Origin of the sequence: Paracoccus sp. PARArs4 (genome assembly GCF_947311865.1) — a bacterium.
Lineage (GTDB): Bacteria > Pseudomonadota > Alphaproteobacteria > Rhodobacterales > Rhodobacteraceae > Paracoccus > Paracoccus zeaxanthinifaciens.
Map to the genome: position 1 here is coordinate 1 of NZ_CAMZMW010000009.1, position 25,467 is coordinate 25,467.

General features: G+C 64.4%; 23 protein-coding genes. 17 read left to right on the plus strand and 6 right to left on the minus strand.

The window, feature by feature from the left end; all coding sequences use genetic code 11:
• Positions 1-165: 165 nt before the first annotated feature.
• Positions 166-1,167, minus strand: coding sequence for a DUF3800 domain-containing protein (locus QMZ16_RS08945; protein WP_282602980.1), 1,002 nt, complete (start codon positions 1,165-1,167; stop codon positions 166-168).
• Positions 1,168-1,329: 162 nt separating this feature from the next.
• Here QMZ16_RS08945 and QMZ16_RS08950 point away from each other — a divergent pair, with 162 nt between their 5' ends.
• On the plus strand, positions 1,330-1,887 hold the full coding sequence (locus tag QMZ16_RS08950) for a recombinase family protein (RefSeq protein ID WP_282602981.1): 558 nt from the start codon (positions 1,330-1,332) through the stop codon (positions 1,885-1,887).
• A gap of 121 nt (positions 1,888-2,008) precedes the next feature.
• Here the strand turns inward: QMZ16_RS08950 and QMZ16_RS08955 are convergent, their stop codons facing one another.
• Positions 2,009-2,833, minus strand: coding sequence for a hypothetical protein (locus tag QMZ16_RS08955; RefSeq protein WP_282602982.1), 825 nt, complete (start codon positions 2,831-2,833; stop codon positions 2,009-2,011).
• A gap of 832 nt (positions 2,834-3,665) precedes the next feature.
• Positions 3,666-4,829 (minus strand): site-specific integrase, encoded by a 1,164-nt coding sequence (locus QMZ16_RS08960; RefSeq protein WP_282602983.1) that lies wholly within the window; start codon positions 4,827-4,829, stop codon positions 3,666-3,668.
• A gap of 108 nt (positions 4,830-4,937) precedes the next feature.
• On the opposite strand from QMZ16_RS08960, the gene dusA reads away from it, so the two are divergent.
• The gene (gene dusA, locus QMZ16_RS08965) at positions 4,938-5,933 is read left to right on the plus strand and encodes a tRNA dihydrouridine(20/20a) synthase DusA (RefSeq protein ID WP_282602984.1); all 996 of its coding nucleotides are present in this window, start codon (positions 4,938-4,940) and stop codon (positions 5,931-5,933) included.
• On the opposite strand, the gene mazG is transcribed toward dusA, so the two are convergent.
• Positions 5,930-6,748 (minus strand): nucleoside triphosphate pyrophosphohydrolase, encoded by an 819-nt coding sequence (gene mazG, locus QMZ16_RS08970; protein WP_282602985.1) that lies wholly within the window; start codon positions 6,746-6,748, stop codon positions 5,930-5,932. The genes dusA and mazG overlap by 4 nt on opposite strands.
• 64 nt (positions 6,749-6,812) lie before the next feature.
• On the opposite strand from mazG, the gene QMZ16_RS08975 reads away from it, so the two are divergent.
• The 11 genes from QMZ16_RS08975 to ggt all read left to right on the plus strand — a co-directional run bounded on the left by QMZ16_RS08975 (position 6,813) and on the right by ggt (position 16,056).
• Positions 6,813-7,976 carry a M20 aminoacylase family protein gene (locus tag QMZ16_RS08975; RefSeq protein WP_282602986.1) on the plus strand — a complete coding sequence of 388 codons (1,164 nt, stop codon included), beginning with the start codon at positions 6,813-6,815 and terminating at the stop codon, positions 7,974-7,976.
• Positions 7,977-8,116: 140 nt separating this feature from the next.
• Positions 8,117-8,446, plus strand: coding sequence for a preprotein translocase subunit YajC (gene yajC / locus QMZ16_RS08980; RefSeq protein WP_022708129.1), 330 nt, complete (start codon positions 8,117-8,119; stop codon positions 8,444-8,446).
• A gap of 15 nt (positions 8,447-8,461) precedes the next feature.
• Positions 8,462-10,126: a protein translocase subunit SecD gene (gene secD / locus QMZ16_RS08985; protein ID WP_282602987.1), complete on the plus strand. Its 1,665-nt coding sequence runs from the start codon at positions 8,462-8,464 to the stop codon at positions 10,124-10,126.
• A 1-nt stretch (position 10,127) separates the two neighbouring features.
• Positions 10,128-11,123, plus strand: coding sequence for a protein translocase subunit SecF (secF, locus tag QMZ16_RS08990; RefSeq protein ID WP_282602988.1), 996 nt, complete (start codon positions 10,128-10,130; stop codon positions 11,121-11,123).
• A gap of 3 nt (positions 11,124-11,126) precedes the next feature.
• Complete coding sequence (locus QMZ16_RS08995) at positions 11,127-11,477, plus strand: Mth938-like domain-containing protein (RefSeq protein ID WP_282602989.1); 351 nt, start codon at positions 11,127-11,129, stop codon at positions 11,475-11,477.
• Positions 11,477-12,097, plus strand: a complete 621-nt coding sequence (ccmA, locus tag QMZ16_RS09000; RefSeq protein WP_282603084.1) for a heme ABC exporter ATP-binding protein CcmA — start codon at positions 11,477-11,479, stop codon at positions 12,095-12,097. Before QMZ16_RS08995 ends, ccmA begins: the two co-directional genes overlap by 1 nt.
• Positions 12,094-12,750, plus strand: coding sequence for a heme exporter protein CcmB (gene ccmB / locus QMZ16_RS09005; RefSeq protein WP_282602990.1), 657 nt, complete (start codon positions 12,094-12,096; stop codon positions 12,748-12,750). Before ccmA ends, ccmB begins: the two co-directional genes overlap by 4 nt.
• Positions 12,751-12,789: 39 nt before the next feature.
• Positions 12,790-13,515 carry a heme ABC transporter permease gene (locus QMZ16_RS09010; protein ID WP_282602991.1) on the plus strand — a complete coding sequence of 242 codons (726 nt, stop codon included), beginning with the start codon at positions 12,790-12,792 and terminating at the stop codon, positions 13,513-13,515.
• Positions 13,512-13,655: a heme exporter protein CcmD gene (ccmD, locus tag QMZ16_RS09015; RefSeq protein WP_022708136.1), complete on the plus strand. Its 144-nt coding sequence runs from the start codon at positions 13,512-13,514 to the stop codon at positions 13,653-13,655. The genes QMZ16_RS09010 and ccmD overlap by 4 nt, the downstream gene beginning before the upstream one ends.
• Positions 13,648-14,199, plus strand: coding sequence for a DsbE family thiol:disulfide interchange protein (locus QMZ16_RS09020; protein WP_282602992.1), 552 nt, complete (start codon positions 13,648-13,650; stop codon positions 14,197-14,199). The genes ccmD and QMZ16_RS09020 overlap by 8 nt, the downstream gene beginning before the upstream one ends.
• 54 nt (positions 14,200-14,253) lie before the next feature.
• On the plus strand, positions 14,254-16,056 hold the full coding sequence (ggt, locus tag QMZ16_RS09025) for a gamma-glutamyltransferase (RefSeq protein ID WP_282603085.1): 1,803 nt from the start codon (positions 14,254-14,256) through the stop codon (positions 16,054-16,056).
• Positions 16,057-16,120: 64 nt separating this feature from the next.
• Here the strand turns inward: ggt and acnA are convergent, their stop codons facing one another.
• Positions 16,121-18,892 carry an aconitate hydratase AcnA gene (gene acnA, locus QMZ16_RS09030; RefSeq protein WP_282602993.1) on the minus strand — a complete coding sequence of 924 codons (2,772 nt, stop codon included), beginning with the start codon at positions 18,890-18,892 and terminating at the stop codon, positions 16,121-16,123.
• A 214-nt stretch (positions 18,893-19,106) separates the two neighbouring features.
• Between acnA and QMZ16_RS09035 the strand changes: the two genes are divergently transcribed.
• The 3 genes from QMZ16_RS09035 to QMZ16_RS09045 are packed head-to-tail and all read left to right on the plus strand — an operon-like array spanning position 19,107 to position 21,558.
• Positions 19,107-20,006 carry a DUF1223 domain-containing protein gene (locus QMZ16_RS09035; RefSeq protein WP_282602994.1) on the plus strand — a complete coding sequence of 300 codons (900 nt, stop codon included), beginning with the start codon at positions 19,107-19,109 and terminating at the stop codon, positions 20,004-20,006.
• 45 nt (positions 20,007-20,051) lie between these two features.
• Positions 20,052-20,951 carry a DMT family transporter gene (locus QMZ16_RS09040; protein ID WP_282602995.1) on the plus strand — a complete coding sequence of 300 codons (900 nt, stop codon included), beginning with the start codon at positions 20,052-20,054 and terminating at the stop codon, positions 20,949-20,951.
• A 10-nt stretch (positions 20,952-20,961) separates the two neighbouring features.
• Positions 20,962-21,558: an inner membrane-spanning protein YciB gene (locus QMZ16_RS09045; protein WP_282602996.1), complete on the plus strand. Its 597-nt coding sequence runs from the start codon at positions 20,962-20,964 to the stop codon at positions 21,556-21,558.
• Here QMZ16_RS09045 and QMZ16_RS09050 read toward each other — a convergent pair.
• Positions 21,555-22,433, minus strand: a complete 879-nt coding sequence (locus QMZ16_RS09050) for an alpha/beta fold hydrolase (protein WP_282602997.1) — start codon at positions 22,431-22,433, stop codon at positions 21,555-21,557. The genes QMZ16_RS09045 and QMZ16_RS09050 overlap by 4 nt on opposite strands.
• Before the next feature lie 608 nt (positions 22,434-23,041).
• Between QMZ16_RS09050 and QMZ16_RS09055 the strand changes: the two genes are divergently transcribed.
• Positions 23,042-25,390 (plus strand): ribonuclease E/G, encoded by a 2,349-nt coding sequence (locus QMZ16_RS09055; RefSeq protein WP_282602998.1) that lies wholly within the window; start codon positions 23,042-23,044, stop codon positions 25,388-25,390.
• Positions 25,391-25,467: the final 77 nt, after the last annotated feature.

The window sequence follows — 25,467 nt, forward strand, 5'->3', positions numbered from 1 at the left end:
GAACGGCCGCAACCGCGCCATCTGCTCATCGCTCAGCCAGAAAAGATTGCTCATCATGCCCCCATCAGTTCGGGAGCATGAATCACGCCGGCAAGGTGGTCGCAACCCGATTAATGGGTCCTGACCCTAGATCATTTCCTCTTCCGTCCCGGCAAGCCGAAACGTCTATGCCTCGCGCGACCACATGCGCTGGGCTTGAGTGAGATGTTGCTTGTGCTTCTGGGCCTTGCGTGATTTCAGCCATCCCATGTCATAGCCGAAATGTTCGAAGAACTTAGTCTGGTCGGCGGTCAGCAGATGCACGGCCCGCCGGTCAGGAAAGAACGTCACTCCCTCACCATCACGCCGTGTCTGGCGTCCGCTGGCTGTCCTGCGTTCCGCCATGAGTGGGCGCAGGTGCATAGCCACTTTATCGGCGTGATGAGGCGAGGCTTGTTCGATAGACTGGAAAAAGGCGCTGACCAGCACATCGGCCAATTGTAGGCCTGGCTGGGTAGGGGCATGGGCGAGTTCGATCAGGTTGTAACGAAGCACCTCCGCAACAATCTGCCGGGTGGACAGATAAGTGGTGCCTGCTGTCGCCTGATTGATCAGTTGCTGCACGTAGGCTTTGAACTGCCCGAAGTGGTGCCCCCGACGGCTCGCCATGACGATGCGCAAGACCGGCTTTTTAATCCCGTGGCGCTGGGCGTGGTTGGCGACGTAGGCAGTCACTCTTTCCAACAACAGGCGTACGACCCAGTTGTATAGGTAGTCGCGCTGATTGCTTGTGACGGCGGCGGCACGGGCATTGTGGTGGTTCAACATTGTTCGCTTGCAGGAACACACGACAAAGCCGCGTGCTGAATTGGTTCTTGTTGCCAGCGTTTGTGTAGCCTTCACCCGGTTCTTCGGGTGTAGCTTCTGGAAGTGCAGAACCCCGCCCGGTTGCCCCCCTATGGATCGTAAGATTTCATCTCTGCGACGATCCAAATCGGGTTCTGCCTCCGCGCGGATCAGATACCCGCCCAGACACAGCCACTCCGAGTTCCCGTCCACCACGGAAGGCTTAAGGTGTTTAACCTTGTCGTCACCCGCCTCATCAATGAACAGGGTATAATGATGGTCCATGGGCAAACCAATTTTCGAAAACATCAGGAAGATGGAAGGTTCGCTGGCCTGGGTCAACGAGTCTATCCAGGTTTCCCCCGTGTCTTGCTTATCTAGGGCGTGCCCATGTTGAACATCCACCGGGACAACCATTACTGTCCAATTAGAATGCACTTGAATTTTTTAGACAAAGGTCTAAGATAATCTAAGAATCTTGCTAGACAAATGAGGCCCATTCCCTTGCTTGTAGGTTATGCTCGCACTTCCACTCTCGAACAACTCGCGGGCATTGAAGCCCAGGAACGTGATCTTCTCTCCGCAGGTTGCGAAAAGATATTCCGAGAGCAAATCTCGTCAGTCGACGCGGTCAAGGGGGAACAACTAACCGCTGCGCTAGATTTTCTCCGAGAAGGCGACACCCTTATAGTAACGAAGCTGGATCGGCTGGCCCGCTCTGTCCCCCACATGCACGACTTGCTGAAACGCATTTCTGCGAAGGGTGCGGCGCTTAATATCCTAGGGATGGGGATTGACACGAACACCCCCACGGGACGGCTCATGATCAACGTTTTGGGCGGCGTCGCAGAATTCGAGAGAGACATCATGCTGGAGCGCCAACGTGAAGGAATCGCTAAGGCTAAAGCTGATGGAAAGTATAAGGTTCGCGCTCCCACTGCACGGCGCAAAGCGGATCAAGTGTCCGAGTTATCCAAAGAAGGGGTTGGAGCAACTGAGATCGCCCGGCGCCTCGGGATCAGCCGAGCAAGCGTCTACAATGTTCTTCGGGCTAGTGCCTGAGGTGAAGGAGCGCGGCCTCCTACATAGTTAAGGCGGAGATAGTTGCCACGGGTGCCGTCATCAAAGTTCTTAGGTGAAAGAATCTCTGAGCACCAGACGGCTTACCCGTGTTCGGAATTTATTATATGCAGTTAGAACTCGGAGCCTCAGATACAGTCGGAAGGCCAACTGAAACCCACTCGACAAAGACGTTATCAGTTGCTCCTGCTTCCATGAGTTTAGCGGGCTGGGTTGGTTCTATCTTAGCCTGCACATACAAGAACTCGCTTTCTCCCTCTGGCAGACCGCGAATACAAACACTCAAGGATAGTAGATCAGATGGATCGATATCGGTCGTATCGAGCGTGCCTTCGACTAGCGATTCATCCCCGCGATTGACCATGCCAAAGTTGCTGGAGAATATGCGGTTGCCCTGACTTGTAAGGATCTCAAGTTGCACATCTGCAAGGCTGCTAGTGCTTGAGTTTCCTATTCCTGCCCCGAAATCATAGCTTCCATCGATGTCGCTCATCATGAACGCACCGACCTTCAATCCCTGTGCTACAGCGGACAACCTGAGTGCCTCATTTGCCGCTACTGCGGTGTTGTTCTCTGTGCTTTGTAGAATCGGAGTTTGAGCAGCGGTTTCGCGTGCTATGATCTGTGTGCTAGCAACGATGGCTTCGTTGCTTGCCTCAAGAGCACGGCTGCTCGCTTCGATAGCCCGGTTGCTAACTTCGATAGCGCGATTGCTTGCTGCTATCGCCTCGGCGATCTTGTTGCCCTCTTCTAACTTCCCCAGCATTTCGGCTTGAGCGGCCTCAACCTTGTTCTGAAATTCTGCCACTTTCTTGGCGGCGTCTTCGGGAAAAAAGAAGGCCCAAGCAAGTGCTCCAATTGCACAGATTTCACCAACTGACGTTAGGGCGCTGAGGGCCTTGTTCCCAGCTTCAAGGATAGGACGCAAAATTTAGCCTTTCTCAATACAAGGTTTCGAAAGCGGCTCTCCCATCCAGCCTCAGTCTGCGATCACGAAAACTGTGACCGGCGTCGATAGAAGGGCTGCATTAGATACTTCCTAAACATGTATTATTATACGGTCACTCCACCTTCAGTCTACGAGGGAAGTGTTGATCTGCCACGACTGTTGCTCGTATGACACTCGAAAATAAGACAGATACCTAGCCTCCTGCCGTCGCTACTAACAAGGGCAGAGGGCCAGTTAATTGCATTTCTAGAAAATGCATTTTTCCAATGTTTTATCCAAAAATCATCTATTAGAATCTCTGATAAATAATTAAATGATAGGCCGCGAACTAAATTTTCGAAATTACGTCACCATGAAGATTAAATTGGTTTTTATTAACTGTAAATCTTATTAAATACACATGGGCATGTTTTTAAGATAGCATATTCCTGTAATAGGATATGCGCTGCCCAGTTTTTATTATCAAATTTATTGGTCGGGGCCGGTAAATTGATTGAGTCTACGCTTATACTATAAAGATAATTATATTATAGCCTCCAAACTCCTCCAGGGATCGCGTCAGAGCCGATGGGCGGGTGGTTCTTAAAGCTAAACTTCCTGTAGAGAGGGCCAGCAAATCCATCGACATAAATTATCGCCTTGGCCCGAACGAAGATCATGTTATGGGCGGTGGAGCCATGCAGGTTATATTTTCCTAAAAAGGGTTATTGACAGCGAAGCGATTACAAGACGCTTGGAATTGGGCGGACGAATGAAGCGTAGCCTCTACACGAAAACTGTTGAGTGTTTAGTGAACTGCCATGAAAATTTTTTATTTCTGCGGAGTAGGATTAATTACGGATTTTGTCAGCGTTCTCTTCAATGCCTTCTTGTCGAGGTATGGATCCTTTAGCTTTTCAATCCACTGCCAGTTCTCCCATTTGTCGCCTGTCTTATTAATGTGAGAGTATCGCTGCAACGATTGCCAGGACTTGTGACCGGAAACCTTTGCGGCATGGGGAATGGAATAGCCCATCTCTATCAGTCGGCTGATCCCTTCATGCCGCAGGTCATGAAAACGCAGATCGCTGATTTCAAGGAATTTGCAAGCGCGAGTGAATGCTGCGGAAATGGCATCTACGCCGTAAGGGAAGATGTATGTCCCTGTCTTCGGCATGGTATTGATGATGACACAGCAAGGATCAGGCAAATCTACAAACACATCATTGCCGATCTTTTCGCCCGGATGCTTCATATCTCGAACAAGAATGCTTTTGTGGTTAGGGTCATAGTCTGACCATTGTAGGCGAGTGATTTCTTCCTGTCGCCTTGTCGAAAACAGCGCGAATGCAATGATCTTGTGCATCGGGTTTTGATTGGGGCGGGTAATTCGCTTTTCGAGGAAGTATTCCATCAATCGGTTTACTTCATCAATTGATGGTCTGCGGGTCCGAGACTTTGATTTCTTCGTGTAACCCATCTTTTTGCAGGCAGTCATGGCATCCTTCATCGCCTTTTCGTCAAGCGGCAGATTCCACGCCGGTCTGGCGATAGCAAAGATGGAAGACAGGTGAGACAGGTAGTTCAGGACGGTAGAGGCTGAAGTTACCCCGTCGCGGTCATGCAGCTTCTTGGCGAAGTCAACGATGGTCTTGGACGTGATCAGGTCGCACCGAACGTTCGCGATGTCGGGGCCGTAGTCCTTTTGGATTGTTCGCAGAACCTGCGTTTTGGTCTTGCCAATCTGCTGATGGCTTTCCGCGATATACAGGTCTATGGCATCACCTAGGGTCTTCTGCGCTATCTTCTGACTGACGATGGGGCGTCCCGCGTCAATGTCCTCCTGTATCTCTTTCTCACGTTTCTTGGCCCATGCCTCGGCAGCCCGCCGACTGTCGAACGTCCTAGACTCCTTGTGTCCGTAGCGGCGTTTGATGATCTGCACCAAGTAGCTTATTGTGCCGTTCTTGCGCTTGCGTTCGGCTATTGTTGCCAAGCATATGACTCCATCGGGCGAGTATGATTTCCTTGTCATACATGATGCAGTCATACGCAAAAACATGCAAGATCATACATGAAGTTGAAGCTCTATCTGGCGGTCTAAATGGTAGAAAATCAAATGAATACAGTTATTTGGGACTCTGCCAAGCTTAGCATTGCACCTATGATGGACTGGACGGACCGCGAATGCCGGTTCTTCCACCGGCTGATGTCGCGCAACGCGCTGCTCTATACCGAGATGGTGACGGCACCGGCGGTGATCCACGGCGACCGTCCGCGCCTGCTGGACTTCGACGCGGCCGAGCATCCGCTGGCCCTGCAGCTTGGCGGCTCCGACCCCGACGAGCTGTCCGAGGCGACCCGCATCGCCGCCGATTGGGGCTATGACGAGATCAACCTGAATGTCGGCTGCCCGAGCGACCGGGTCCAGTCGGGCTGCTTCGGTGCGGTGCTGATGAAGGATCCCGACCTCGTGGCCCGCTGCGTGCAGGCGATGCAGGCCGCAAGCCCGGTCGAGGTGACGGTGAAATGCCGCATCGGTGTGGACGACCAGGAAGCGTCCGAGGTGCTGCCCGCCTTCGTCGCGCGCATGGCCGATGCGGGCGTCGCACGCATGTCCATCCATGCCCGCAAGGCTTGGCTGCAGGGCCTCTCGCCCAAGGAGAACCGCGAGGTTCCGCCCCTCGACTATCCGCTGGCCCACTCCATGAAGGCGCGCTTCCCGCAGATGCACCTGTCGATCAATGGCGGGATCGCGTCGCTGGATCAGGTGCGCACGCATCTGGACGTGATGGACGGGGTGATGGTCGGGCGCGCTGCCTATCACGAGCCGTGGAACATCATGGGGCAGGCCGATACGCTGTGGGGCGACACGCCGCCCTTCGCCGATCCGTCCGAGGTGGCCGTCGCCATGCGCGACCGGATCGGGGCGCATCTGTCGGCGGGCGGCAAGATGCACCAGATCACGCGCCACATGCTGGGCCTGTTCCACGGTCGAGCGGGCGCACGCGGCTGGAAGCGCATCCTGTCCGAGGCCTCGTCGCGCGGCACGCTGGACGATTACGACGCCGCGCTGGCCGCCGTGACCGAGGCGGCCTAGGCCCTCTCGGCCCGCTTGGCCGCATCCCACAGACGGTCCATCTCGGCCAGGTCGCTGTCCTCGGGGCGGCGACCGTCGCGGGCCAGCGCCTCCTCGATGGCGGCGAAGCGGCGGGTGAACTTGGCGTTCGCGCGGCGCAGGGCCTGTTCAGGATCGACCTTCAGGTGGCGCGCAAGGTTCGCCATCACGAACATCAGGTCGCCGAACTCCTCCTCGACCTGATCCTGGCCCAGGGTGTCGCGGGCCTCGACCAGTTCCGCGACCTCTTCGGTGATCTTGTCGGTGACGCCGCCGATCTCGGGCCAGTCGAAGCCCACACGCGCGGCGCGGTTCTGCAGCTTGATCGCGCGGGTCAGCGCGGGAAGGCCCAGGGCGACCCCGTCCAGCGTGCCGCGTTCGGCTTTGCCCGCGCGTTCGACCGCCTTGATCGCCTCCCAGTCCTTGACCTGCTGTTCGGCGGACTTGTCGCGGGATTCGTCGCCGAAGACATGGGGATGGCGGAAGACCAGCTTGTCGCTGATCGAGGCCGCGCAATCGGCAAAGTCGAACATCCCCTTCTCGGATGCCATCTGCGCGTGGAACACCACCTGCAGCAGCAGGTCGCCCAGCTCGCCCGGCAGTTCGTCCCATGCCTCGCGCTCGATCGCGTCCTCGACCTCGTGGGCCTCCTCGATGGTATAGGGGGCGATGGTCGCGAAATCCTGTTCGATGTCCCAGGGGCAGCCCGTCTGCGGATCGCGAAGGTCGGACATGATGCCGATGAGGCGGGTGATCTCGGCCGCCGGATCGCGGCGTTCGGAACGGTCGTCGGGCATTGCAAATCCCCTTGCGCAACAGGAAGGTGCGTTTCGACTGCCACAAGGAAGGACGCCTGTCCACATGCCCGTGATCAACCGCATCGCCGATTTCACCGACGACATGACGGCATGGCGCCGCCACCTGCACCGCAATCCCGAACTGGGCTTCGACTGCCACGGAACGGCGGCCTTCATCGCCGACCGCCTGCGCGAATTCGGCGTGGACGAACTGCACGAGGGCATCGCCCGCAGCGGCATCGTCGCCATCATCGAGGGGCGGGCCGAGGGTCCGACCATCGGGTTGCGCGCCGATATCGACGCGCTGCCCATCCACGAGGCGACGGGCGCGGAATGGGCCTCGACCGTGCCGGGGCGGATGCATGCCTGCGGGCATGACGGCCATGCGACGATGCTGCTGGGCGCCGCGCGCTACCTGGCCGAGACGCGGAACTTCGCGGGGCGCGTGGCGCTGATCTTCCAGCCCGCCGAGGAGGATGGCGGCGGCGCCGACATCATGGTGCAGGAAGGCATCATCGAACGCTTCGGCATCACGCGCGTCTTCGCCATGCACAACAATCCCGGCCAGGCGCCGGGCAGCTTCGTCACCACCCCCGGTCCAATCATGGCCGCCGTCGACACGTTCGAGATCAACGTGAAGGGGCAGGGCGGGCACGGGGCGATGCCGCATCTGACGGTCGATCCCATCGTCGCGGCCGTGGCCATCGTCAGCGGCATCCAGACCATCTCCAGCCGCAACCATTACTCGCTGGACGATCTTGCGATCTCGGTCACGCAGATCCATGCGGGCAGCGCCGAGAACATCGTCCCCGACAGCGCCTATATCAACGGCACGGTCCGCACCTTCGCCCCCCATGTCCGCGAGATGGTCGCCCGCCGCATCCGCCAGATCTGCGAGGGGCAGGCCACGGCCTATGACCTCAGCGTGGATCTGGACTATGTCCAGGGCTATCCGGCGACGGTGAATGACCCCGCCCAGACCGATTTCGCGACCGCCGTCGCCCGAGAGATCGCGGGCGAGGCTGCCGTCAGCGACCAGGGCGGACGCGAGATGGGGGCCGAGGATTTCAGCTACATGCTGAACGAGCTGCCGGGCTGCTACCTGTTCATGGGGCAGGGGGACACGGCGGGCCTGCACAGCCCCGATTACGATTTCAACGACGAGGTCGCCCCCGTCGGCGCCAGCTTCTTCGCGCGGCTGGTCGAACGCGCCCAGCCCGCCGCCTGACGCGCCGCTCAAATTGACGTTTCCCCGCCCTTCGGGGGCGGGGCGCTTTCTTGCCAATGGCGGTCGGCGCGGCTAGGGTCCGTGCCGACCCAGACATGGCCCCGCCTTTTCGCCGGGGCCTTCTTGCGAAAGGAATACCGATGTTCGTGACCCCCGCTTACGCCCAGGCCGCAGGTGCCGGCGCAGGTAACGCGTTCGCGCAGTTCATCCCGCTGATCCTGATCTTCGCGATCATGTACTTCCTGATGATCCGCCCGCAGCAGAAGCGCGCCAAGCAGCACCGCGAGATGGTCGCGAACCTCAAGAAGGGCGATCAGGTCATCACCCAGGGCGGCGTCATCGGCAAGGTCGCGACCGTCCGCGACGACGAGGTCGAGGTCGAGATCGCGCAGGGCGTGCGCATCCGCATCGTCCGCAGCACCGTGGCGCAGGTTCTAGGCAAGACCGAACCCGTCGCCGCGAACAGCTGAGGGGGCGCAAGCCAGATGCTTCAGATCGACCGCTGGAAGCGCATCCTGATTCTCGGGATCTGCCTTCTCGGGCTGCTCTATGCGCTGCCCAACGCCTTCTATGCCCGCGTCGAGGCGCATAACGACGCCGCTGCCCAGATCGAGGCCAGCGGCGTGGAAACGCCCGAGCTGCTGGCGGCGCGGGACGCATGGCCGTCCTGGCTGCCGGCGGGGCTGGTCAATCTGGGGCTGGACCTTCGGGGCGGCGCCCACCTGCTGGGCGAGGTCCAGGTGGACCAGGTCTACAAGTCGCGCATGGACGCGCTGTGGCCCGAGCTTCGCCGCGCCCTGGCCGAGGACCGCGAGACGGTCGGCGCGATCCGCCGCGTGGATGCCCCCGAGGGCGAGCTGCGCGTCGAGATCGGCAATCCCGACCAGATCGCCCGCGCGGTCGAGATCGCGCGCGAATTCTCGGACCCGGTGACGACGCTGACCGGCGCGGGCCAGCAGACGCTGGACATCACCGGCAGCGGCGCGACCCTGTCGATCGCGCTGTCGGATGCCGAGAAGGCCGTGACCGACGACCGCACCATCCAGCAGACGCTGGAGATCGTGCGCCGCCGCGTCGACGAGGTCGGCACGCGTGAACCCACGATCATGCGCCAGGGCACCGATCGCGTGCTGATCCAGGTGCCGGGCATCGGCTCGGCCGCCGAGTTGAAGGAGCTGATCGGCACCACCGCCCAGCTGACTTTCAACCCCGTCGTGGGAACGACCGGCGATGCGGATGCCCAGCCGGGCGTCGGCCAGACCGTCGCGCCCTCGATCGACCAGGAGGGGGTGTACTACATCCTCGACAGCACGCCCGTCGTCACGGGCGAGGACCTGGTCGATGCGCTGCCCGCCACCGACCAGAACGGGCTGCCCTCGGTCAACTTCCGCTTCAACCCGACCGGCGCGCGCGCCTTCGGGTCCTATACCTCGGCCAATGTCGGCCAGCCCTTCGCCATCGTTCTGGACAACGAGGTCATCTCGGCCCCGGTCATCCGCCAGGCGATCACCACCGGTTCGGGACAGATCTCGGGCTCGATGGATTTCGACCAGGCGAACCAGCTGGCGATCCTGCTGCGCGCGGGCGCCTTGCCGGCCGAGATGACCTTCCTCGAGGAACGGACCGTCGGTCCCGAACTGGGGCAGGACAGCATCGACGCGGGCAAGGTCGCGGCGGGCGTCGGCTTCGTGCTGGTCGTCGCGCTGATGATCGGCAGCTATGGCATGTTCGGCGTCTTCGCGACCGTCGCGCTGGCCTTCAACATGGTGCTGCTGTTCGCGATCCTGTCGGCCATCGGCGCGACGCTGACGCTGCCGGGCATCGCGGGGATCGTGCTGACCATCGGCATGGCGGTCGATGCCAACGTGCTGGTCTTCGAACGCATCCGCGAGGAACTGAAGACCGCCCGCGGCCCCGCCCGCGCCATCGAGGCCGGCTACGAGAAGGCCATGTCGGCCATCGTGGACGCCAACATCACCACGCTGATCGTCGCGGGCATCCTGTTCGTGCTGGGCTCCGGCCCGGTCAAGGGCTTTGCCGTGACGCTGACCATCGGGATCGTCACCTCGGTCTTCACCGCGCTTTATGTGACGCGGCTGATCACCGTGATGTGGTTCGAACGCGCCCGCCCGAAGAAGATCGAGGTCTGACATGGCATTCCGTCTGAAACTGGTCCCCGACGAGACCAAGATCGACTTTTTCCGCTGGCAGTTCGTGACCTTCGGGTTCTCGGCCATCCTGATGCTGGCATCGGTGGTGGTGCTGTTCCTGAACGGGCTGAATTTCGGCATCGACTTCCGCGGTGGCACGACCATCCGGACCGAGGCCGTCCAGCCTGTCGATGTCGGCGCCTATCGCGACGCGATCCAGCCGCTGGACCTGGGCGATGTGGCCATCACGCAGGTCTTCGACCCCAGCTTCGGTCCCGAACGCAACGTGGCGCAGGTCCGCATCGGTGCCCAGGACGGGGCCGAGGCCGTGACCCCCGCCACCATCGAGGAGGTGCGCGGCGTCCTTCAGCAGGTCGACCCCTCGATCGAGTTCGCATCGGTGGAATCGGTCGGTCCCAAGGTGTCGGGCGAACTGATCAACACCGCGATCTATGCGGTGCTGGCGGCGCTGGTCGGCATCTCGATCTATATCTGGCTGCGCTTCGAATGGCAGTTCTCGATCGGGGCGATCATCTCGCTGGTGCATGACGTGCTGATCACCATGGGCATCTTCGCGCTGTTCCAGATCCGCTTCGACCTGACCACCATCGCGGCGCTTCTGACCATCGTGGGCTATTCGATCAACGACACCGTCGTCGTCTTCGACCGGCTTCGCGAAAACCTGATGAAGTACAAGACCAAGCCCCTGCGCGACCTGATGAACCTGTCGGTCAACGAGACGCTGTCGCGGACGGTCATGACCTCGGGGACGACGCTTCTGGCGCTGATCGCGCTTCTGGTGCTGGGCGGCGACGTGATCCGCGGCTTCGTCTTCGCGATCACCTTCGGCATCCTGATCGGGACCTATTCCTCGATCTATGTCGCGAAGAACTTCGTCCTGTGGCTGGGCGTCAAGCGCGACTGGGACAAGTCCGATCCCAAGGACCCCAAGAAGCGCAAGAACGTCTCGCCCTTCGAGGGCGCCGAGGAGGTCTGATCCATGCTGAGCCCCACGGATTTCGACGGTCAGAACGCGGTGGACGGCTATGGGCCGGGATTCTTCCGCGTGGCCGGGAACGTCCATCACGGGGCCATCGTGGTCGAGGGCGACCGGATAAGCGAATGGGGTGGGCTGGACGACCGGGCCACCCTTTGCGGTCTTGCGGGCCGCGTGGACGTGCTGTTCCTGGGGATGGGGGCAGAGATCGCCTATGCCCCGCGCGACCTGGTCGAGGAACTGAAGGCGCTGGACATCCGGGTCGAGGCGATGGCCTCGGCCACGGCGGCGCGCACCTACAACGTGACCCTGTCCGAGGGCAGGCGCGTGGCCTGCGCGCTTCTGCCGCTGTGATCCGGCTGCGCGCCCGCGATCTGGCGGTGGCCCGCGGTGGGCTGCGCGTGATCGAGGGGGTGGACCTGGACCTGAGCGCGGGCGATGCACTGATCCTGCAGGGGCCGAACGGTGCGGGCAAGACGACGCTGCTGCGCACCATCGCGGGCCTGCAGCCACCCGCTGCGGGCACGATCGAGGCCCCCGAGGATTCCATCGCCTATGCCGCCCATGCCGATGCGGTGAAACCGACCCTGACCGTGGCCGAGAACCTTGCCTTCTGGGCGCGCGTCTTCGGGGGCAGCGATCAGGGCGTGCTGGCGCGGTTCGACCTTGCCGATCTGGCGGGGCGGCCCGCCGCAAGGCTGTCGGCGGGGCAGCGGCGGCGCCTGGGCCTTGCGCGGCTGGCCGTGACGGGCCGCCCGATCTGGGTGCTGGACGAACCTACGGTCTCGCTCGATCGCGGATCGGTGGCGCGCTTCACGGATGTCCTGCGCGCGCATCTGGGGCAGGGCGGCATCGCCATCATCGCCAGCCATTTGGAACTGGACCTGCCCGCCAAGGTGCTTGACCTGCGCGCCCATCGTGCGGGGCCGGGCAGGGTCGCGCGCCCCTCCAGCTTCAACGAGGCATTCGGATGAGGGCGCTTCTGCTGCGCGATCTGTGCCTTGCGATCCGCGCGGGCGGGGGTTTCGGGCTGGGCTTGTGCTTCTTCCTGATCCTGACGGTGCTGGTGCCCTTCGGCATCGGGCCTGATCGCGCCGGACTGGCGGCGGTCGCGCCGGGCATCCTGTGGGTCGGTGCGCTTCTGGCCTGCCTGCTGTCGCTGGACCGCATCTTCGCGCTGGATCACGAGGATGGCAGCCTGGACCTGCTGGTCACATCGCCGCTGCCGCTGGAAGGGGTCGTCGCGATCAAGGCGCTGGCCCATTGGCTGACGACGGGCCTGCCGCTGGTGATCGCGGCCCCGGTCTTCGGGCTGCTGCTGCAGCTGCCCTTCGCGGCGATGCCCTGGCTGGTCCTGTCGCTGCTGCTGGGGACGCCCGCGCTGTCGGTGCTGGGGGCCTTCGGGGCGGCGCTGACCGTGGGGCTGCGGCGCGGCGGTCTGCTGATGTCGGCGCTGGTCCTGCCGCTGTACATCCCGACGCTGATCTTCGGGGCCGAGATCACGCGGCGCGGTGCCGAAGGCGCGCCGGTCGCGGCCCCCCTTGCGCTGATCGCGGGGATCACGCTGGCCAGCGCTGCGCTGATCCCCTTTGCCGCCGCCGCCGCGCTGCGCGTCAACCTGCGATGACCGCTTGAGCCTGCGCGCGGCATCGGGATAAGGAAAGCCATGTCCATCTGGGAATACGCCAACCCCGCCAAGTTCATGCGCACCACCGGCGCGATGCTGCCCTGGCTTCTGCCCGTGGCGGTCGCGGCGACCGTGGGCGGCGTGGTCTGGGGCTTCCTCACGCCCGACGATTACCGGCAGGGATCGACGGTCAAGATCATGTACATGCACGTGCCCGCCGCGATGATGGCGATCAACGTCTGGGTGATGATGCTCGTGGCCTCGTTGATCTGGATCGTGCGGCGGCACCATGTCAGCGCGCTTGCGGCCCGGGCGGCGGCACCGGTCGGTGCGGTCATGACGCTGATCGCACTGGCCACCGGCGCGATCTGGGGGCAGCCGATGTGGGGGACGTGGTGGGAATGGGATCCGCGGCTGACCTCGTTCCTGATCCTGTTCCTGTTCTACCTGGGCTATGTCGCGCTGTGGTCCGCGATCGAGGATCCCGACAGCGCCGCCGACCTGACGGGCGTCCTGTGCCTTGTCGGGTCGGTCTTCGCGCTGCTGTCGCGATATGCCGTGCTGTTCTGGAACCAGGGGCTGCACCAAGGCGCGTCGCTGTCGGTCGCCTCGGGCGAGCGGATGTCGGCGGTCTATCGCTATCCGCTGTACCTGGCGATGCTGGGCTTCGCCGCGCTGTCGCTGGCGCTGATCCTGATCCGCACCCGGACCGAGATCCGCAGGCGCAGACTGGCCGCCCTTCAGGCGAGGGAGCTTCGTTCGTGATCGATCTGGGAAAATACGCGGGCGCCGTGATCGGGGCCTATGGCGTGTCGCTGGTGCTGCTGGGCGGGCTGATCTGGCACAGCGTCGCCGCGAATGCGCGTGCACGGCGCGATCTGGAAAGGCAGGAACGCGATGGCTAGGATTTCTCCGGTCGTGCTGATCCCGCCCGTGGTTTTTGCCGGGCTGGCGGCGATGTTCCTGTGGGGGATGGGGCGCGACGACCAGCTGCCATCCGCGTTCCAGGGCCGCGAGGCCCCCGCGCTGCCGCAGACGACCCTGCCGGGCAAGGAACAGCTGACCGACGACATGCTGCGCCAGCCGGGCGTGAAGCTGGTGAACTTCTGGGCCAGCTGGTGCCCGCCCTGCCGGGCCGAGCATCCGACCCTGATGCAGCTTGCGGGGGAATTGCCGGTCTATGGGATCGACCTCAAGGACGATCCGGACGACGCGCTGGAGTTCCTGGCCGAGGACGGCGATCCCTTCGCCGCGATCGCGACCGACCCGAAGGGTCGCGGGGCCATCGACTGGGGCGTGACCGCCCCGCCCGAGACCTTCATCGTCGACGGGCAGGGGCGCATCCTGCATCGCCATGCCGGTCCGCTGATCCGCGACGATTTCGAGCGGCGTTTCCTGCCGATCCTGCAGGAAGCACAAGACCAGCAACAACTGTCGGTTGCGGACTGACCGGACCCGCGTCAGACTGCCCCCATCATTCGACATGGGCGAAGGGGGAAGATGATGCACAGGGGTCTGACGCTGGCATTCTTGCTGGGCAGTGCGGCGATGGCGGGGGCCCAGCAGGCCGCCGACGGCGTGGCACCCGAAGGCGCAAGCGGCACCGAGGTGATCGCCGATGGCTTCGGTGAACTGGGGCAGGCGGCGCAGGACGCGCTGGCCGCCAAATCCGAGGGCCGCCCGGTCGCGGGGCAGGACTGGATGGTCGCCGCAGCCCATCCGCTGGCGGTCGAGGCAGGCGCGAAGGTGCTCGAGGCCGGCGGAACCGCCGCCGATGCGATGGTCGCGGTGCAGACGGTGCTGGGCCTTGTCGAGCCCCAGAGCTCGGGGCTGGGCGGGGGTGCTTTCCTCGTGTGGTACGATGCCCAGACGGGCGAGGTGACAACGCTGGACGGGCGCGAGACCGCGCCGATGGCCGCGACGCCCACGCTGTTCCAGGACGAGAACGGAGAGCCGATGGGCTTCATGGACGCCGTGATCGGCGGACGTTCGGTCGGCACGCCCGGCACTCCGCGCCTGCTGGAGGTCGCGCATCGCAAATGGGGTCGCGCAAACTGGTCGGGCCTGTTCGACGACGCGATCCGGCTGGCGAATGACGGCTTCACCGTGTCCCCGCGCCTTGCGGGCGCCGTCGCGGACGAGGGCGACGACCTGCGCGGCCATCCCGCGACCGATGCCTATTTCTTCCCGGGCGGTCAGCCGGTCGCGGCGGGGTCGGTGCTGAAGAACCCGGCCTATGCCGCGACGCTGCAGGCCCTGGCGATGGACGGGGCCGACGCCTTCTACGAGGGGCCGATCGCGGGCGACATCGTTGCCGCCGTCACCGGGGTTGCGGACAATCCCGGCGTGCTGGCCGCGGGCGACCTGTCGGCCTATCGCGTGATCGAGCGTCCGGCCGTCTGCGTGGAATACCGCGCGCATGACGTCTGCGGGATGGGGCCGCCCTCGTCCGGGGGGCTGACGGTCGGGCAGATCCTGGGCATGCTGGAGGGACAGGACATGGCGACCCTTGGCGCCGAGAACCCCGAGAGCTGGCGCCTGATCGGCGATGCCTCGCGGCTGGCCTTCGCGGATCGTGGCCGCTTCATGGCCGACAGCGATTTCGTGGCCATGCCGACCGAGGGGCTGATCGACCCCGCCTATCTGGCCAAGCGCGCCGAATTGCTGGCGGGCGACGATGCCCTGCCCGAGGTGTCGGCAGGCCAGCCGGGCTGGAGCCATGCCAGCCTCTGGGGGCAGGACAACGCGATCGAGCTGCCCTCGACCACGCATATCTCGATCGTGGACAGCGATGGCAACGCCCTGTCGATGACCACCACCATCGAGAACGGCTTCGGGTCGCGCGTCATGACCAACGGCTTCCTGCTGAACAACGAGCTGACCGATTTCAGCTTCTCGACCCATGACGACGACGGCTGGCCCATCGCCAACGCGCTGGCACCGGGCAAGCGTCCGCGGTCCTCGATGGCGCCGACCATCGTGATGAAGGACGGTGCGCCCGCGATGGTGATCGGATCGCCCGGCGGCAGCCGCATCATCGGCTATGTCGCCAAGGCCATCGTCGCCCATCTGGATTGGGGGATGGATGTGCAGCAGGCGGTGGCCAGCCCGAACATCCTCAACCGTTTCGGGACGATGGATGTCGAACCGGGCCTGCCCACGGACCTGACCGAGGCGCTGACCGGCATGGGCTTCGAGCTGAACGAGGGCGACCTGACCTCGGGGCTGCAGGGGATCGTCATCACGCCCGACGGGCTGCAGGGCGGGGCCGATCCGCGCCGCGAAGGCATCGCCATCGGCGGGTGAACGCCGCGCATGAAGAAGGCCCCCGGTCGCGAAACCGGGGGCCTTTTTTCGCATCGGCGGCAGATCAGGCTGCGGCGAGGTTGCGCAGCACGTAATGCAGCACGCCACCGTTCTTGAGATAGTCGATCTCGACCTCGGTATCGACGCGGGCCTTCAGCTGGATCCGCTTCTCGGTGCCATCGGCATACTTGATCGTGCAGGGCACCATCGCCAGCGGCTTGAAGTCGCCCTCCAGCCCCTCGATGGTGATCTGCTCGTCGCCGGTCAGGTTCAGCGTGTGGCGCGTGTCGCCGTCGGTGAACTCGAACGGGATCACGCCCATGCCGACCAGGTTCGAGCGGTGGATGCGCTCGAAGCTCTCGGCGATGACGGCCTTGATGCCCAGCAGGTTCGTGCCCTTGGCCGCCCAGTCGCGGCTGGAGCCCGCACCGTATTCCGCGCCCCCGATCACCACCAGCGGGGTGTCGCTTTCGGCATAGGACATGGCCGCGTCGAAGATCGCCGCCTGGTTGCCCTTGGCGTCCTTCGAGAAGCCGCCCTCGACCCCGTCCAGCATCTCGTTCCTGATGCGGATATTGGCGAAGGTGCCGCGCATCATGATCTCGTGGTTGCCACGACGAGAGCCATAGCTGTTGAAATCGCGCGGTGCGACCTGCCGCTCGGTCAGGTACTGCCCTGCGGGGGTGTTCGGCTTGAACGAACCGGCGGGGCTGATGTGGTCGGTCGTGATCATGTCGCCCAGTAGCGCAAGGACGCGCGCGCCCTTGATGTCGCTGATCGTGCCCGGATCCTTGGACATGCCCTGGAAATAGGGCGGGTTCTGGATATAGGTCGAGCTTGCGGGCCAGTCATAGGTCTCGCTGTCGGTGACCTCGACGGCCTGCCAACGCTCGTCGCCCTTGAAGACGTCGGCGTATTTCGACTGGAACATCTCGCGCGTGACCACGCTGTGGACCATCTCGGACACTTCGTGAGAGCTGGGCCAGACATCCTTGAGATAGACGGGGTTCCCGTCCTTGTCGGTCCCGAGCGGATCGCGCGTCAGGTCGATGTTCATGTCGCCCGCCAGCGCATAGGCCACGACCAGCGGCGGCGATGCCAGATAGTTCGCGCGCACGTCCGGGCTGATCCGGCCCTCGAAGTTGCGGTTGCCCGACAGGACCGACACGGCCACCAAGTCGTTGTCGTTGATCGCCTTCGAGATTTCGGGCTGGAGCGGCCCCGAATTGCCGATGCAGGTGGTGCAGCCGTAACCCACAAGGTCGAAGCCGATGGCGTCCAGATCGTCCTGCAGGCCCGCCGCCTCGAGATACTCGCTGACGACCTGCGACCCCGGCGCCAGCGAGGTCTTGACCCAGGGCTTGCGGTTCAGGCCCAGCTCGCGCGCCTTGCGGGCCACGAGGCCCGCGGCCATCATCACATAGGGGTTCGAGGTGTTGGTGCAGGAGGTGATCGAGGCGATCACGATGCTGCCGTCATGCAGCTTGTAATCCTCGCCCTCGACCTCGGCCTCGGCAAAGCCCTCGTGGCGTCCGCCGGGGACATAGCCCGGTTCGCGCGCGCCGCCCTCGCGGGTCCATTTCTCTTCCTCGGCATCGGGGGCGTCGGGGAAGCGGATGCCGCGGATCAGCTTGGTGAAGGCATCGGCGGCCTCGTCCAGCGGGGTGTGGTCCTGCGGGCGCTTCGGCCCCGAGATGGCCGGGACGACATCGCCCAGATCCAGGTGCAGCGTCGAGGAATAGACCGGCTCGTAGGCCTCGTCGCGCCAGAAGCCGTTTTCCTTGGCATAGGCCTCGACCAGCGCGATGCGGTCCTTGTCGCGGCCCGTCTGTTCAAGATAGCGCAGCGTTTCCTGGTCGATCGGGAAGAAGCCGCAGGTCGCGCCGTATTCCGGCGCCATGTTCGCGATGGTCGCACGGTCGGCCAGCGGCATGTTCGACAGCCCGTCGCCATAGAATTCGACGAACTTGCTGACCACACCGTGCGCGCGCAGCATCTGCGTCACCTTCAGCACGAGGTCGGTCGCCGTCACGCCTTCCTTCAGCGCGCCGGTGATCTTGAAGCCGACGACCTCGGGGATCAGCATCGAGATGGGCTGACCCAGCATCGCGGCCTCGGCCTCGATCCCGCCGACGCCCCAGCCAAGAACGGCAAGGCCGTTGACCATGGTGGTGTGGCTGTCGGTGCCGACCAGCGTGTCGGGATAGGCGACGTTGCGGCCGTCCTGGTCGGTGTCGGTCCAGACGGTCTGGGCCAGGTATTCCAGGTTCACCTGGTGGCAGATGCCGGTGCCGGGCGGGACCACGCGGAAATTGTTGAACGCCTTCTGGCCCCATTTCAGGAAGGTATAGCGTTCGATGTTGCGTTCGTATTCCAGTTCGACATTGCGCTGGAAGGCGCGGGGATTGCCGAACTCGTCGATCATGACGGAATGGTCGATCACCAGGTCGACCGGGTTCAGCGGATTGATCTTCTGCGCATCGCCGCCCAGGGCGTTGATCCCGTCGCGCATCGCGGCCAGATCGACCACCGCCGGCACGCCGGTGAAGTCCTGCATCAGCACGCGTGCTGGGCGATAGGCGATCTCTCGCGGGTTCTTGCCGCCCTTTTCGGCCCATTCCGCGAAGGCCTTGATATCGTCGAGCGAAACCGTGCGGCCGCCATCCTCGAAGCGGAGCATGTTTTCCAGCACCACCTTGAGCGCCGCCGGCAGTTTCGAGAAATCGCCCAGCCCGGCTTCGGTTGCTGCCGCGATCGAGTAGTAGTCGACCTGCTGGTCGCCCGCCGTCAGCGTGCGACGCGTCTTGGCCGTATCGGTTCCAGTCTGAATAGGCATCAGGGCCTCCCTGTCTGCGAATGTGGATGGGTCCGGCTCACATCCTTGCTAGCCCGATAGAACGAAGCGTCGCAAGGGCGTTAAGGTTCAATGTATGCGACGGCATACCGAAATCAAGCCTGTTGCCGATCCGGCACGCAGCGCCCTTCGGGATCGCGGTTGACGAACCGTTGATTTGGCGGATCGTGCTGCGGGGCATTATCACCATGGCGACATGAATATGCACAGACACATCACGGGCGGATGTCAGCTTGCCGGCATGGCGGCGGGAATCCTGCTGTCCCTGGGCGGGTTGCCCGCTGCCGCGCAGGCGCCGATCATCGCCGCACCCGACCAGCCGGGGCGCATGGCCGCGCCGGGTCCGATGGACAGGCCGGGGCAGGGGTTCAACGCCTTCTCGGCCGACATGGCGCCGCCCCCCGCCGCGCGCCTGAACACCGAGGCCGAACCCGTCGTGGTCGAGCTGTTCACCTCTCAGGGGTGTTCGTCCTGCCCGCCCGCGGATCACATGCTGAACCGCCTGGGCGACGACCCCGAGATCCTGCCACTGTCCTATCACGTGGATTACTGGGACTATCTCGGCTGGGCCGACAGCTTTGCCAGCCCGGAATTCACCGAGCGGCAGGAAGCCTATGCCCGCAGCGCGGGCGAGCGTTCGGTCTATACCCCGCAGATCATCGTGAACGGGGCCGATACCGCGGTCGCGCCCAGCCCTGCGCAGCTGATGGGCCTGATCGACGCGCACCGCTTCGCCCCCGCGATGCTGAATGTCGACCGCGAGGCCACCGACCAGGGCGAGACGATCGAGCTGATGCCCCTGTCCGATATCGGCGGCGCGGTGGACGTGGTCCTGGTGCGTTACCTGCCCGAGCGGCTGGTGAACGTCACCGCCGGCGAGAATCGCGGCAAGACGGTGCGCTATTCCAACATCGTCGTGCAGATGGAGCTACTGTCGCGTTGGGACGGGGCCGCGCCCCTGCGCCTGTCCGTCCACCCCGAGGAAATCCGCGACGCCGATTTCCCCGCTGACACGCGCCATGCGCTGCTGGTCCAGCGGATGCTGGGCAACGAGGCCCTTCCGGGCAAGATCCTGGCGGCCCTGCGACTGGACTGAGCGATAGGGTCTTGCACGTCGTGCAATCCACGGCCATGAAACGGCATGGGAGAATGGATCACCTCTATTGCCGGAACCGAGCAGGGCGCGACGCTGGCCTCGGTGCTGGCGCTTTCGGCGGCCTTCCTGCACGCCGTCTTCGGTGCGTTGCAGAAGGGGCGGCACGACCCCTGGATCAGCCGCGCGGCCATCGACATCTGCTATGGCCTGATGGCGCTGCCCATCGCGCTGTTCGTCGTGCCCTGGCCCGACGGCCCGCTGTGGCTGGCGCTTGCGGGGGCGGTCGTGATCCACATCGTCTACAAGGTCGCGCAGGCGCAGACCTATCAGCGGGGGGCCTATATCGTCGTCTATCCGGTGGTGCGGGGCAGTGCGCCCTTCTTCGCGGTGCTGGCGGCGATGCTGGTGTTCCACGAACGCTTCAACGCGGTGCAGTGGCTGGGGCTGGCCGCGCTGACGGGCGGGATTTTCGCGCTGGCGGCGCATAACTACCGCAAGGTGACGGTCGGCCGCGAGACTCTGGTCCCCGCGCTTGGATGGGCGCTGGTCACGGGGGCGACGGTCGCGCTCTATACCACCTACGACGCGTGGGGGATCCGGCTGGCGCAGAACCCGTTCACCTTCCTGGCCTGGTTCTTCCTGATGGACGCGTTCTTCATGCCGATCTGGAACATGCGCCGCCTGGCCGCGCTGCCCCGGTCCGAACTGGTGCCGCTGATGGGGCGCGGGGTGATCGGCGCGCTGGTGGCCTTTGCCAGCTTCGGGTCCATCATGATCGCCACCCGCATCGACGAGGTGGGGCGCGCCGCCGTCCTGCGCGAGACCTCGACCGTGTTCGCCGCCCTTGTGGGTTGGCTGATCCTGGGCGAAAAGGTTGGCGCGCGCCGGGCGGTCCTGATGGCCGTGATCGCCGCCGGCGCGATGATCGTGGAATTCGCGGCCTGAGGCAGATGCAATGGAAAACCCCAAACCCTGGCTGAAGCCGCTCCTGGAATTCGGCCCGCTGGTCCTGTTCTTCGCGGTGTTCATGCTGTTCCGCAACGATACCGTCAGCATCGCCGGGCGCGACTATGGCGGCTTCATCCTGGCGACGCTGGCCTTCATCCCGGCGCTGGTGCTGGCAAGCGTCGTGCAGTGGCGCGTCAACGGACGCCTGCAGCCGATGCAGATCGCGACCCTGGTCCTGGTGCTGGTCTTCGGCGGGCTGTCGATCTGGCTGAACGATCCGCGCTTCTTCAAGATGAAGCCCACGCTGATCTATCTGCTGTTCGGGGCCATCCTGGGCGCATCGCTGGTGCTGCGCCGCAACTGGCTGGGCGCCGTCCTGTCCGAGGCCCTGCCGATGGACGATCACGGCTGGCGCAAGCTGACGTTGCGCATGGCGGTGTTCTTCGTCGTGCTGGCGATCGCCAACGAGGTGATCTGGCGCAATTTCTCGGACGAGACCTGGGTCTGGTTCAAGACCTTCGGCCTGCCGATCATGCTGTTCGCCTTCCTGATGGGGAATGCGGGCCTCTATCGCGCGCACGCCCTGCCCGAAAAACGCGACTAGGCCCGCGCCACGGCCCCCGGCGCGGACCAGAGCCGCGCCCAACGCGGCTCGGGACGTACCGGCAGGTGATGACGCAGCAGCCCCAGGGGCAGCGCCCAGGGGTGGCACATCGCCGCGCGATAGAAGTCGAACAGCCCGCCCCGGCGATAGGATGTCCAGTGCGACAGCCGCCGGGCGCCGCGTTCGGTCGGAAAGCCCAGATCCGCCAGCGCATCCAGCGTCGCCGCATCGTCGATCTGCAGGTCGACCCAGTTCGCGCGGCTGCGTTCCAGCCCGAAACCCAGGGCGCGCCTGCGCCCGCCCGACAGCATCGCCTCAAGCGCGAAGTCGAAGGGGTCGTTCTCGCGCGAGGTGACGTTCAGGAACTCGGCCCGCCGTCCGGCAGGGGTGGCGACGGCCGCATCGGCGGTGTCGCGGAACTCGGCCGCGTTCAGCAGGACGACGCGCCCGACGGCGCCGGGCGTCGCGGTGGCGGCGGCCTGCAGCGCGACCCGCCCGCCAAGCGAATGCCCGATCATGGCGACCGGACGCTCGGCGGCTTCGGACAGGCGCGCGGCAAGGTGGCCCATCGTCCGGCCCGCGCCCTCGGCCCGGGCATAGGCCACGCGAAGGCGGCAGCGGGCCTCCCAGCCGAAGGCGATCGCCAGCCCCTCGGTCGGCTCGCCGCGAAAGCCCAGTGCCAGCGGCCATGACGGCCCGCAGCGGGGCTTTCGGGGCGACAGGATGTGGCTGTGGGGGCAATGCGCGGGAATGCTGGGGGAATAGCGCAGACCGTGCGACATCAGGATGACCGGCGCGCCGGGCGGCAGCGCCTCGGCGGCCCGCAGCAGCGCGTCGTCGATATCCCGATCCGCATTCGCCCGCATCACCGTCATGGGGTCCTCCGGCCTTCCCGTCATGGTCGCGTTCTGCCCGAATGCTGCGACATGGGCGTGAAAGCGGCGTTATGTCTTCGTGACAGCAAGGACGCGTCGCGGGCGGTGCGGGGCACGGATCGGCGCGGGTCGGGGCGTTTCGGTGCGGCTTCGTGTCACCCGTGCGACAGCGACCCTGCGCAGGAATGTGTCGCAGACCGTTTTCGGCATTGAATTTTCCTGCCCTCCGCCTCTATGGTGAAGCCATGCGCCACCGGTCCGTCGAACGGAAACCGGCAGGCGCCGACAGTTTCGCAGCGCGACACCTCTGGCCCCGAAGAATGGCGGGCGATGTGTCTCGCGGAAAACCCGCCCTTGGGCCGCGCCTTGCAGCGCGCCGGGGCGATGACAGACAGCGGCCCGGCTGTCCCCACGGACGGCGGGTCTTTCGAAGGAACAGACGCGATGACGCGCGCTTTGGACGGCAGATACGGGGACGGGCGGTGCTTTGCAGCCGCCGTCGCCGGTTTCGCCGCCAGCGACGCCGCCGCGTCCCCATCACAACGCAGCGCAGGGCCGGGGTCGACATCGTCGCCACCCGGCGCCTGCCTGCGCGAAAGACATAATCAATGGCAAAGAAAATGCTCATCGACGCCACCCATGCCGAGGAAACTCGGGTGGTCGTGGTCGACGGAACCAAGGTCGAGGAATTCGATTTCGAAACCCTGAACAAGCGTCAGCTTTCGGGGAACATCTATCTGGCGAAGGTCACGCGGGTCGAACCCTCGTTGCAGGCCGCCTTCGTGGATTACGGCGGGAACCGCCACGGCTTCCTGGCCTTCGCGGAAATCCATCCCGACTATTACCAGATCCCCGCGGCCGATCGCGACGCCCTCATCGCCGAGGAGAGCGCCGAGGCCGATCAGGACGATCACGAGCCCAAGGCCGCCCGCGCCGACACCGCCGAGGGTGACGAGACCACGAGCGACGACGACGGCATCGAATCCGTCGCCGAGGAGGACGTGACCGAAGAGGTGCGCGCCCCCCGCAAGCCGCGTGCGCGCCGCTACAAGATCCAGGAAGTGATCAAGGTCCGGCAGATCATGCTGGTGCAGGTCGTCAAGGAAGAGCGCGGCAACAAGGGCGCGGCGCTGACCACCTATCTGTCGCTGCCGGGCCGCTATTGCGTCCTGATGCCCAACACCGCGCGCGGTGGCGGGATCAGCCGCAAGATCACCAATGCCGCCGACCGCAAGAAGCTGAAGGACATCGCGGGCGAACTGGACGTGCCGCAGGGCGCGGGCCTGATCATCCGCACCGCCGGCAGCCAGCGCACCCGGACCGAGATCAAGCGCGACTACGAATACCTGCTGCGCCTGTGGGAACAGATCCGCGACCTGACCTTCCAGTCGGTCGCGCCGGCCGCCATCTACGAGGAAGGCGACCTGATCAAGCGGACCATCCGCGACCTGTATTCCAAGGAGATCGACGAGGTCCTGGTCGAGGGCGAGCGCGGCTACCGCGTCGCCAAGGACTTCATGAAGATGATCATGCCGACCCATGCGGGCAGCGTGAAGCATTACCGCGACCAGATGCCGCTGTTTGCGCGCTACCAGGTCGAAAGCTATCTGGGCGGGATGTTCAACCCGGTCGTGCAGCTGAAGTCGGGCGGCTACATCGTCATCGGCGTGACCGAGGCGCTGGTCGCCATCGACGTCAACTCGGGGCGTGCCACCAAGGAAGGCTCGATCGAGGATACGGCGACCAAGACCAATCTCGAGGCCGCCGACGAGATCGCGCGCCAGCTGCGCCTGCGCGACCTTGCGGGCCTGATCGTCATCGACTTCATCGACATGGACGAGCGAAAGAACAACGCCGCCGTCGAGAAGCGCATGAAGGATCGCCTGAAATCCGACCGTGCGCGCATCCAGGTGGGCCGCATCTCGGGCTTCGGCCTGATGGAGATGTCGCGCCAGCGCCTGCGTCCGGGGATGCTGGAATCGACCACGCAGCCCTGCCAGCACTGCCACGGCACCGGCCTGATCCGCAGCGATGACAGCCTTGCGCTGACCATCCTGCGCGCGATCGAGGAAGAGGGCACGCGCAAGCGCTCGCGCGAGGTTCTGGTCAAGGCGCCCATCGCCGTCGTGAACTTCCTCATGAACCAGAAGCGCGAACATATCGCCGGGATCGAGACGCGCTATGGCATGGCCGTGCGGGTCGAGGCCGACCCGTCGCTGATCTCGCCCGATTTCGCGATCGAGAAGTTCAAGACCGCGACCCGCCAGGTCGCCGAGGCCGCGCATGCCCCCCTGGGCGTCAGCGCGGACCTGATGGCCAGCATCGTCGTCGAGGAAGAGGACGACGAGGAAGAGGTCGTCGCCGTCGAGGTCGAGGAGGACGCGACCCCCGAGGAAGCGACCGCGGCAGATGCCCGTTCGGACGCGCCGCAGCCCGAGGCCGACGAGGATGGCGAGGGCCGTTCGCGCAAGCGTCGCCGCCGTCGCCGCCGCCGTGGCAATGGTGACCGCGCCGAGGGCGATCAGGCCGAGCAGCAGTCCGAGACCGCTCAGGAAGCACCCGAGGCGTCGGAAGAGGAAAACGACGGCGAGGCCCGTTCGGAGGTCGAGGGCAGCGGGTCCGGTCGCAGCCGCTCGCGCAGCCGGTCGCGCAGCCGCAGCCGCCGCAGCACCGACGATGCGCTGCCCGAGGTGGTCGATGCCGGAGGCGAGGAGCTGCGCGCCGATGCGCTGCCCGACGCCGCTGATACGCCTGCAGAAGAACCCGTCGCCGAAGCGCAAGAAGCAGCCGTGACCGAGACGGCGTCCGTCGCCGAAGCGCCCGTCGCAGAAGCGGTCGCCGCCGAGGCACTGCCCGAGGCCGTCACCGCCCCGCAGGCGGTCGCACCCGAGGCTGCGAACCAGCCCGAGCCCGCGACCGAGAAGCGCACCAAGCGCCGCGGCTGGTGGGCCCGCTGATCCAGCACGCCAAACCGACCAATCATGGGGGCGCAGGGAAACCTGCGCCCCTTTTTCGTGACAGCCGCCCCCGCAAC

Bases quoted from the DNA above. Each gene is read 5' to 3' on its own strand.
- dusA (WP_282602984.1), top strand. From the start codon at position 4,938: ATGGTAGAAAATCAAATGAATACAGTTATTTGGGACTCTGCCAAGCTT.
- mazG (WP_282602985.1), bottom strand. From the start codon at position 6,748: ATGCCCGACGACCGTTCCGAACGCCGCGATCCGGCGGCCGAGATCACC.
- QMZ16_RS08975 (WP_282602986.1), top strand. From the start codon at position 6,813: ATGCCCGTGATCAACCGCATCGCCGATTTCACCGACGACATGACGGCA.
- yajC (WP_022708129.1), top strand. From the start codon at position 8,117: ATGTTCGTGACCCCCGCTTACGCCCAGGCCGCAGGTGCCGGCGCAGGT.
- secD (WP_282602987.1), top strand. From the start codon at position 8,462: ATGCTTCAGATCGACCGCTGGAAGCGCATCCTGATTCTCGGGATCTGC.
- secF (WP_282602988.1), top strand. From the start codon at position 10,128: ATGGCATTCCGTCTGAAACTGGTCCCCGACGAGACCAAGATCGACTTT.
- QMZ16_RS08995 (WP_282602989.1), top strand. From the start codon at position 11,127: ATGCTGAGCCCCACGGATTTCGACGGTCAGAACGCGGTGGACGGCTAT.
- ccmB (WP_282602990.1), top strand. From the start codon at position 12,094: ATGAGGGCGCTTCTGCTGCGCGATCTGTGCCTTGCGATCCGCGCGGGC.
- QMZ16_RS09010 (WP_282602991.1), top strand. From the start codon at position 12,790: ATGTCCATCTGGGAATACGCCAACCCCGCCAAGTTCATGCGCACCACC.
- QMZ16_RS09020 (WP_282602992.1), top strand. From the start codon at position 13,648: ATGGCTAGGATTTCTCCGGTCGTGCTGATCCCGCCCGTGGTTTTTGCC.
- ggt (WP_282603085.1), top strand. From the start codon at position 14,254: ATGCACAGGGGTCTGACGCTGGCATTCTTGCTGGGCAGTGCGGCGATG.
- acnA (WP_282602993.1), bottom strand. From the start codon at position 18,892: ATGCCTATTCAGACTGGAACCGATACGGCCAAGACGCGTCGCACGCTG.
- QMZ16_RS09035 (WP_282602994.1), top strand. From the start codon at position 19,107: ATGAATATGCACAGACACATCACGGGCGGATGTCAGCTTGCCGGCATG.
- QMZ16_RS09040 (WP_282602995.1), top strand. From the start codon at position 20,052: ATGGGAGAATGGATCACCTCTATTGCCGGAACCGAGCAGGGCGCGACG.
- QMZ16_RS09045 (WP_282602996.1), top strand. From the start codon at position 20,962: ATGGAAAACCCCAAACCCTGGCTGAAGCCGCTCCTGGAATTCGGCCCG.
- QMZ16_RS09050 (WP_282602997.1), bottom strand. From the start codon at position 22,433: ATGACGGTGATGCGGGCGAATGCGGATCGGGATATCGACGACGCGCTG.
- QMZ16_RS09055 (WP_282602998.1), top strand. From the start codon at position 23,042: ATGGCAAAGAAAATGCTCATCGACGCCACCCATGCCGAGGAAACTCGG.